The organism is Corynebacterium sp. HMSC11E11 (genome assembly GCF_001807025.1).
GTDB lineage: Bacteria > Actinomycetota > Actinomycetes > Mycobacteriales > Mycobacteriaceae > Corynebacterium > Corynebacterium freneyi.
The window spans coordinates 44,366-52,463 of the sequence record NZ_KV787170.1 but is presented as its reverse complement, the minus strand read 5'-3'; the positions used below and the strand labels follow the sequence as shown (position 1 = coordinate 52,463).

The following is an 8,098-nucleotide window of genomic DNA, read 5'->3' as shown; positions in this document are numbered from 1 at the left end:
ATGATCGAGCACACCTGGTCGACGATCTTCGAGTCGCGGCGGGACTGCTCCGAGGCGGCGTCGTAGTCGATGTCCTCCGGGTCGATGACGACCTCGATGGTGGGGGAGTGGTCGAGTTCCTTCAGCTCCAGCGGGGTGAACTTCGCCTGGGCGGGGCCGCGGCGGCCGAAGACGTGGATCGTGCGGGCGGCGTTGGCGGACAGGCCGTCGTGGACGTTGTCGGCGATTTCGGTGGGCAGCAGCTCATCGGCGGTCTTCGCCAGGATGCGGGCGACGTCCAGGCCGACGTTGCCCACGCCGACGACGGCGACGGACTCGGCCGAGAGGTCCCACGAGCGGGCGAATTCGGGGTGCGAGTCGTAGAAGCCGACGAACTCGCCGGCGCCGTGATGGCCGTCGAGGTCGGCGCCCGGGATGTTCAGGTCGCGGTCGCCGGTGGCGCCGGTGGCGAACACGATGGCGTCGTAAAGCTTCTCCAGTTCGGCGACGGTGACGTCGCGGCCGACGTCGACGTTGCCCAGCAGCCGGACGCCGGGCTTGTCCAGGACGCGGTGCAGGCTCTTGATGATGCCCTTGATGCGCGGGTGGTCCGGGGCGACGCCGTAACGGATGAGGCCGAACGGGGCGGGCAGGCGCTCGATGACGTCGATGGACACGGGGTGGCCCGACTTCAGGAGGGCGTCGGAGGCGTAGATGCCGGCGGGGCCGGAGCCGATGACGGCGACGCGCAGCGGGCGGGAGTCGATGTTGGGAATGGTCATGGCTCCCGATGATCCGGGTTGCGGCGGAAAATCCCGGGGTTCGATTCACGGTGACACGAACCCGACATCGAACAGACCGGCCTGTCTAGTGTTCGGGCCATGGAAAGAATCGTTCTGTTCGTCTTGATCGGCCTCGGAGCCCAGCTCGTCGACGGCACGCTGGGCATGGCCTTCGGCGTGACGGCGACGACTCTGTTCATCCTGTCCGGCACCGGCGCGGCCACCGCCTCGGCGGTCGTGCACGTGGTCGAGGTCGGCACGACGCTGGCGTCGGGCGCGTCGCACTGGCGATTCGGCAACGTCGACTGGGGCCGCGCACTGCGGCTCGGCGTGCCGGGCGCGATCGGGGCGTTCCTTGGAGCGACCTTCCTGTCCAGCCTCGACGGAGACGCCGCCAAGCCCGTCACCTCGACGATCCTGCTGGCCCTGGGGTTGTGGGTGCTCGTTCGATTCGCTTTCCTGCCGCCGCGCCGCAACGTCGCCGCCGCGTCGTGGGGCCTGTCCAAGCTGGGGCCGTTGGGCCTGGCCGGCGGCCTGCTCGACGCCACCGGCGGCGGTGGCTGGGGGCCGGTGACCACGTCGACGATGCTCAGCGCCGGGGCGGACCAGCCGCGCAAGATCATCGGCACCGTCTCCGCCGCGGAGTTCCTGGTCACCGTCGCCGCGACGCTCGGTTTCCTGCCGCTGCTGCGCGAGGAATTCGCCGAGCACACCCTGCCCATCCTGGGACTTCTGGTCGGCGGCGTGCTCGCCGCGCCCATCGCGGCGTTCCTCGTCGGCCGCATCAATCCGCGGACGCTGGGCATCGTCATCGGCGGCGTGCTGGTGCTGCTGAACTTGCGGACCCTGTTCGGCACGGTCACGCCGCTGCTGCTCGGGTGGGTCGCGGTCGTCGCCGTGATCCTCGTCTGGTCCCGCAGCCACGACACGCTGCCCTGGCTGCGCCACCGGGTCACGCTCGATCCGGTCGAGGAAAAGGGCGGCGCGGACGAAGACGCGGCGGCGAAGACCGGTGCGGCACGAGCCGGGCGGTGACTGTCCGGCTCCTGAAAATCTGAACCGCCCGAGCGCTAAAAGACCGATCAGTCTAGAAAATCCAGCCCCCATGTGACGGCGTCATGTTCCGGCGCCGCACCACTTAGACACTCCACTCACGACAACACCGCACTCATTTAGGCAACGAGGAATTCACCCATGACCACCGCAACGAAAACCACCCGCCGCCCGAAGGTGAAGAAGCCGCAGGGCCAGTGGCTCATCGACGGCCGCGAACCGCTCAACGACGACGAGCGCATCAAGCAGGAGGACGCCGGCCTGGCGGTCCAGCAGCGCGTGCGCGACATTTACGCCAAGGAGGGCTTCGATTCGATCCCGGCGGAGGACCTGGCTCCGCGTTTCAAGTGGATCGGCCTGTACACCCAGCGCAAGCAGGATCTGGGCGGCGAGCACACGGGCGTGAAGACCAACGCCGAGCTGCAGGACAAGTACTTCATGCTGCGCATCCGCCTCGACGGCGGCCAGACGACGACGGCGGGTCTGCGGGCGATCGGCGAGATTTCCCGTGATTTCGCGCGCGATACGGCGGATTTTTCCGACCGGCAGAACGTGCAGTTGCATTGGATCCGCATCGAGGACATGCCGGAGATCTGGGATCGTCTGGAGGCCGTGGGCCTGGACACGCACTTCGGGTGCGGCGACGTGCCGCGCGTCATCCTGGGTTCCCCGGTGGCGGGCGTGGCGGCCGACGAGATCATCGACGGCACTCCGGCGATTCGCCGCATCAAGGACGAGTACCTGTCCACCGACGAGTTCAACAATCTGCCGCGCAAGTTCAAGTCGGCGGTGTCGGGCAGCCCGCGCCTGGACGTCACGCATGAGGTGCAGGACGTCGCGTTCGTCGGCGTGAACCACCCGGAGCTCGGGCCCGGTTTCGACGTGTGGGTCGGCGGCGGCCTGTCGACGAACCCGATGCTGGGTCAGCGTTTGGGTGCGTGGGTGCCGCTGGAGCGGGTGCCGGAGGTGTGGGCGGGTGTCGCGCGCATTTTCCGCGATTACGGTTACCGCCGGCTGCGCACGCGGGCGCGTCTGAAGTTCCTGGTCGCCGAGTGGGGCATCGAGAAGTTCCGTCAGGTGCTGGAGGACGACTACCTGGGTTATTCGCTTGACGACGGCCCCGCCCCGGAGCCGTGGGAGCGTGATCGCGACCATGTCGGCGTGCACGAGCAGAAGGACGGGAAGTTCTACGTGGGCGTCAAGCCGGCGGTGGGCCGGGTGCCGGGGTCGGATCTGGTGAAGTTGGCGGATCTGGCGGAGAAGTACGGCGTGGGCCGGGTGCGCACGACGGTGATGAAGGAGCTGGTGTTCCTCGACGTCGAGCGCGATCAGGTGGATGCCTTCGTCGCGGAGCTCGATGAGCTGGGGTTGTCGGCGAATCCGTCCGCTTTCCGACGGGGCATCATCTCGTGCACCGGCCTGGAGTTCTGCAAGTTGGCGCTGGTGACCACCCGCACCCGGGCGATCGATTTGGTCGGTGAGCTGGAGGAGCGCATCGGTGATCTGGACGTGCCCATCGGGATTTCCCTCAATGGTTGCCCGAACGCGTGCGCCCGCACGCAGATCGCGGACATCGGCCTGAAGGGGCAGATCGTCACCGACGAGGACGGCAATCGGGTCGAGGGGTTCCAGGTGCACCTGGGCGGTGCGCTGGGTCTCGACGCGAACTTCGGCCGCAAGCTGCGCGGCCACAAGGTCACGTCGGCGGAACTCGGCGACTACATCGAGCGCGTCATCGTCAATTACAAGGAGCAGCGCACCGAGGGCGAGCAGTTCCGCCACTGGGTCGCCCGCGCGGCGGAGGAGGACCTGAAGTGAGCGGCGAAGCGAAGTTGGGCATCTCGGGCCGGAGCGCCCACCCGAACCCGAACCGCGGTGCGGTGATGCACTGTCCGTACTGCGGAGGCGAAGAGCTCTGGCCCGACGCCGAAACCGATTACGCCTGGCAATGCCGCGAATGCTGCCGGGTGTTCACCGTCAAACTCCACGGACACGTCGAAAGGGGAGTCGCATGACCACCACCGCACCGGACACGGACGTCCTCGCCGACCCGGCCACCGCGCGCCGCCTGCTGGAACTGGCGTTGGACCACGGCCCCTCGCTGGAGGGCCTCACCGCCGGCGAAATCCTCGAATGGGGCGCCGAGCACCTGCGCACCCCGCTGGCGGTGACCATGTCGATGCAGGACACGGTGCTGGCGGAACTGGCGTCGCGCCACGCCCCCGACGCCGACCTGATCTTCCTGGACACCGGCTACCACTTCCCGGAGACCCTGCAGGTGGCGGCGGACGTCGACAAGCGGTACGACAACCGCCTGATCACCGTCACCCCCGCCGACGACGCGGTGCCGGAGCTGTACCGGACCGACGTGACCGCGTGCTGCCTGCAGCGCAAGGTCGAACCGCTCGGCCGCATGAAGCTGCCGTACGAGGGTTGGGTCACCGGCCTCAAGCGAGTCGACGCGCCGACGCGGGCGAAGACGCCGGTGCTGGAGATCGACAAGACCGGCCGCATCAAGCTCAACCCGCTGGCCGCCTGGACCGACGAGGACGTCGATCGGTTCATCGCCGACAACGACCTGATCATCCATCCCCTGACCAAGGCCGGTTTCCCCTCCATCGGCTGCGCCCCCTGCACCGGGCGCGTCGCTCCCGGCGCCGACCCCCGCTCGGGCCGCTGGGCCGGGGCGGAGAAGACCGAATGCGGACTGCACACGTGACCCGGACCCAGACGAAGGACAACACCATGACCACGACCACCACCACGACCACCACGGCCCTCGACCCGCGCCTCGCCGAACTGGAGGCGGAATCCATCGACATCATCCGACAGGCCGCCGGCCAGTTTGACCGTCCCGCGCTGCTGTTCTCCGGCGGCAAGGATTCGGTTCTGGTCCTCGAACTGGCCAAGCGGGCCTTCGCGCCGGCGGGCATTCCGCTGGAGCTGCTGCACGTGGACACCGGCCACAACTTCCCCGAGGTCATCGCCTTCCGCGACAAGATCGCCGCCCAGCCGGGAATCACCCTGCGGGTGGCGAAGGTCCAGGACTGGATCGACTCCGGGGTACTCACCGAACGCGCCGACGGCACCCGCAACCCGCTGCAGACCGTGCCGCTGGTGGAGACCATCGCCGAGCGCCGTTACGACGCCGTCCTCGGCGGCGCCCGCCGCGACGAGGAGAAGGCCCGCGCGAAGGAGCGCGTCTTCTCGGTGCGCGACTCCTTCGGCGGCTGGGACCCGCGCCGCCAGCGCCCGGAACTGTGGGGCCTGTACAACGGCCGCCACGCCGCGGGCGAGAACGTGCGCGTGTTCCCCATCTCCAACTGGACCGAGGCCGACGTGTGGGCCTACATCGAGGCCCGCGGCATCGAGCTGCCGTCGATTTACTTCGCCCACGAGCGCGAGGTGTTCAACCGGGGCGGCATGTGGCTCGCGCCGGGCGAGTGGGGCGGCCCCCGCGACGGCGAGACCGTCGAGGTCCGCACCGTCCGCTACCGCACGGTCGGCGACATGAGCTGCACCGGTGCGGTGGAGTCCACGGCGACGGAGCTGTCCGACATCCGCGCCGAGATCGCCGCGTCGACGCTGACCGAGCGCGGTGCGACCCGCGCCGACGACAAACTGTCCGAATCCTCGATGGAGGACCGCAAGAAGGAAGGCTACTTCTGATGACCACCGCACTGCGCCTGTGCACCGCCGGCTCCGTCGACGACGGAAAGTCCACGTTCGTCGGCCGGCTGCTGCACGACACGAAGAACATCCTCGCCGACCAGTACGAGGCCGTCGCCGCCACCTCCGCCGCCCGCGGCCAGGGCGCCCCGGACCTGTCGCTGCTGGTCGACGGTCTGCGCGCCGAGCGCGAGCAGGGCATCACCATCGACGTGGCATACCGCTACTTCGCCACCGACGCACGCTCCTTCATCCTCGCGGACTGCCCGGGCCACGAGCAGTACACCCGCAACACCGTGACCGGCATGTCCACGGCGGATGCGGTCGTGGTGCTGGTCGACGCCCGCAACGGCGTCGTGAAGCAGACCAAGCGCCACGCCACCGTCGCGTCGCTGCTGGGCGTGCGGCACGTCATCGTGGCGGTGAACAAGATCGACCTGTTGGATTACTCCGAGGAGGCCTTCCGGGCCATCGAGGCCGACGTCCGCGCGCTGGCCGAGCGGTTGTCGCTTGACGACGTCCGCGTGGTGCCCGTGTCGGCTCTCGTGGGCGACAACATCGTCGACCGTTCGAAGCACACCCCCTGGTACGGCGGGCCGAGCGTGCTGGAGATCCTCGAGGACCTGGACACCGGTCAGGGGCAGGCCGGAGATTTCCGCCTGCCCATCGACTACGTCATCCGTGACGCCGCCACCGAGTACCGCGGCTACGCCGGACGCGTCGCCGCCGGGTCGGTGGCCGTGGGCGACACGGTCGGGCTGCCCGGCGGGCGCACCGCCGGCGTCAGCCGCCTGACCGTCGCCGGCGAGGACGTCGAATCGGCGACGGAGGGACAGTCCATCGCGCTGAGCCTCGACGCCGAGTTCGACCTGGCCCGCGGCGACCTCATCTCCGGGGGCGAGCGCCCGGAGGACGTCCGCCGGTTCTCCGCCGTCGCCGTGCAGCTGGCCGACGCCCCGCTGGCCGTGGGCCGCGTCGTCGAGGTGCGTTACGGTGCGGCGCTGGTCCGCGGCCGCATCGCCTCGGTGGATGCGCTCATCGACATCGAGACCGGTGAGCCGACGGGCGTGGCCGATTCGCTGTCGGCCAACGACGTCGCCGAGGTCACCGTCGAGGTGGCGCAGCCCCTGCCGGTGGAGCGCTACCGCGTCGGCGGCCGCGTGGGTGCGTTCCTGCTGGTCGAGCCGGGCACCGGCGACACTCTCACGGCGGGTCTGGTGCGGTGACCGCGCTCATTCTCGTCGCCCACGGTTCCCGGCACCCGGGCACCGAGCCGTGCCTGAACGCGTTGGCCGGGGCCATCCGGGGCCGGGTGGCCGCCGAGGAGGTGCGGGTGGCGTGGCTCGAGCTCATCGATCCGTCGCTGGGTGCGCTGTGCGACGAGTTCGCCGCCCGCGGCATCCGCGACGCCGTGATCGTGCCGCTGCTGTTCACCGAGGCGTTCCACCGCACCGTCGACTTGCCCGCGCAGGCCGCGGCGGCGCAGGAGGCCAGCGGCGTGCGCCTCGACGTCCGCGACGGCATCGGTCTCGGCGCCGGGGTGAAGAAGGCGGTCGTCCGGTCGTTCCTGGCCACCGCCGCCGACCCCCGCGACGATGTGCTCCTCGTCGCGGTCGGTTCCGGCGATCAGGCCGCCAACGACGCCGTCCACCGCGTCGCCGCCGACCTCGACGGCATGCTCCCCGGCACCGTGCGGGCGGCGTTTTCCGTCGGCTCCGGGCAGCCCTCGGCGGCATCGGCGGTCGACGGGCTCGTCGTCACGCGCAAAAGCCGGGGCACCGTCATCCTGCCCCTGTTCACCGCCCCCGGGCTGCTGTGGGACCGGGTCGTCGACCGCGCCGCCGGCCTGCCCGGCGTCACCTGCGGCGAACCGTTGGGGGAGCTGCTCGCCGACGTCGTGGTCGCGCGGTGGCTGGAAAAGGCGCCCGCCCGCGCCCACGCATAAGCGCGGACGCGGGCGATCGGGGAGGACCGGGGAACGCCGGGCGGCTACTCGCCGCGGGAGGCCTCCACCATGTCGTCCCACTCGACGATCTTCTTGCGCTCGCGGCCCTCGGCCTCGCCCAGCTTCCGCTCGGCGGCGTCCAGGGAGTACCAGCCGTCCCAGGTCACGTACGGCAGGCCCTTGGCCTCCAGGAACGCCAGCGCCTCGTCCTCGCCCGGCTTCGACGGGGTGAAGACGTTGCCGGCGTCGAAGTCCTCCAGCAGGTTCGCGACGGTCTCGTTGGCGTCGCCCTTGGTGTTGCCGATCAGGCCGACCGGGCCACGCTTGATCCAGCCCGTCGTATACAGGCCCGTGATGTGCTCGGCACCCTCGTCGGTGCCCTCCAGCACGCGGCCGCCGTCGTTGGGGATGACGGCCTTGCGATCGTCGAACGGAATGCCCGGCAGCGCGTCCGAGCGGTAGCCCACCGCGCGGTAGACGGCGCCGACCGGCCAATCGGTGAACTCGCCCGTGCCGCGGACGCCGCCCTTGCCGTCGAGCTCCATGCGCTCGGTGCGGATGCCCGACACCTTGCCGTCCTCGCCGAGGATCTCCACCGGCGACTCGAAGAAGTGGATGTACAGCTTGTGCGGGGCGTTCTTCGGCTCGCGGATGGCGTAGTTCTCGATGA

Annotated in this window: 8 protein-coding genes and 1 pseudogene; 7 read left to right on the top strand and 2 right to left on the bottom strand. The window is 69.9% G+C overall.

Annotated features, from left to right (window positions below; all coding sequences use genetic code 11):
- Window positions 1–761, bottom strand: a 761-nt coding sequence (locus tag HMPREF3121_RS12960) for an FAD-dependent oxidoreductase (RefSeq protein ID WP_246816140.1), incomplete at its 3' end; no start/stop codon positions are given.
- A 99-nt stretch (window positions 762–860) separates the two neighbouring features.
- On the opposite strand from HMPREF3121_RS12960, the gene HMPREF3121_RS11205 reads away from it, so the two are divergent.
- From HMPREF3121_RS11205 to HMPREF3121_RS11180, 7 genes are all read left to right on the top strand, one after another.
- Window positions 861–1,796 carry a sulfite exporter TauE/SafE family protein gene (locus HMPREF3121_RS11205; protein ID WP_083291697.1) on the top strand — a complete coding sequence of 312 codons (936 nt, stop codon included), beginning with the start codon at window positions 861–863 and terminating at the stop codon, window positions 1,794–1,796.
- 159 nt (window positions 1,797–1,955) lie between these two features.
- Entirely contained in the window at window positions 1,956–3,632 is a 1,677-nt protein-coding gene (locus HMPREF3121_RS11200) for a nitrite/sulfite reductase (RefSeq protein WP_070523514.1), read from the top strand.
- Complete coding sequence (locus tag HMPREF3121_RS12255) at window positions 3,629–3,829, top strand: hypothetical protein (RefSeq protein ID WP_083291696.1); 201 nt, start codon at window positions 3,629–3,631, stop codon at window positions 3,827–3,829. The genes HMPREF3121_RS11200 and HMPREF3121_RS12255 overlap by 4 nt, the downstream gene beginning before the upstream one ends.
- Window positions 3,826–4,533, top strand: a complete 708-nt coding sequence (locus HMPREF3121_RS11195; protein ID WP_070523512.1) for a phosphoadenylyl-sulfate reductase — start codon at window positions 3,826–3,828, stop codon at window positions 4,531–4,533. Before HMPREF3121_RS12255 ends, HMPREF3121_RS11195 begins: the two co-directional genes overlap by 4 nt.
- A 26-nt stretch (window positions 4,534–4,559) precedes the next feature.
- Complete coding sequence (cysD, locus tag HMPREF3121_RS11190) at window positions 4,560–5,483, top strand: sulfate adenylyltransferase subunit CysD (RefSeq protein WP_070523589.1); 924 nt, start codon at window positions 4,560–4,562, stop codon at window positions 5,481–5,483.
- A complete protein-coding gene (locus HMPREF3121_RS11185; protein WP_070523509.1) occupies window positions 5,483–6,709 on the top strand; it encodes a sulfate adenylyltransferase subunit 1 in 1,227 nt (408 codons plus the stop codon). The genes cysD and HMPREF3121_RS11185 overlap by 1 nt, the downstream gene beginning before the upstream one ends.
- A complete protein-coding gene (locus HMPREF3121_RS11180; protein ID WP_070523507.1) occupies window positions 6,706–7,428 on the top strand; it encodes a sirohydrochlorin chelatase in 723 nt (240 codons plus the stop codon). Before HMPREF3121_RS11185 ends, HMPREF3121_RS11180 begins: the two co-directional genes overlap by 4 nt.
- A 44-nt stretch (window positions 7,429–7,472) precedes the next feature.
- Here HMPREF3121_RS11180 and HMPREF3121_RS12955 read toward each other — a convergent pair.
- Window positions 7,473–8,098 (bottom strand): annotated as a pseudogene (locus HMPREF3121_RS12955) (pyridine nucleotide-disulfide oxidoreductase); the annotation flags it as partial.

What these genes read in the sequence shown, in the direction of transcription:
- HMPREF3121_RS11205 (WP_083291697.1), top strand. Translation starts at nt 861, where the DNA reads ATGGAAAGAATCGTTCTGTTCGTCTTGATCGGCCTCGGAGCCCAGCTC.
- HMPREF3121_RS11200 (WP_070523514.1), top strand. Translation starts at nt 1,956, where the DNA reads ATGACCACCGCAACGAAAACCACCCGCCGCCCGAAGGTGAAGAAGCCG.
- HMPREF3121_RS11195 (WP_070523512.1), top strand. Translation starts at nt 3,826, where the DNA reads ATGACCACCACCGCACCGGACACGGACGTCCTCGCCGACCCGGCCACC.
- cysD (WP_070523589.1), top strand. Translation starts at nt 4,560, where the DNA reads ATGACCACGACCACCACCACGACCACCACGGCCCTCGACCCGCGCCTC.
- HMPREF3121_RS11185 (WP_070523509.1), top strand. Translation starts at nt 5,483, where the DNA reads ATGACCACCGCACTGCGCCTGTGCACCGCCGGCTCCGTCGACGACGGA.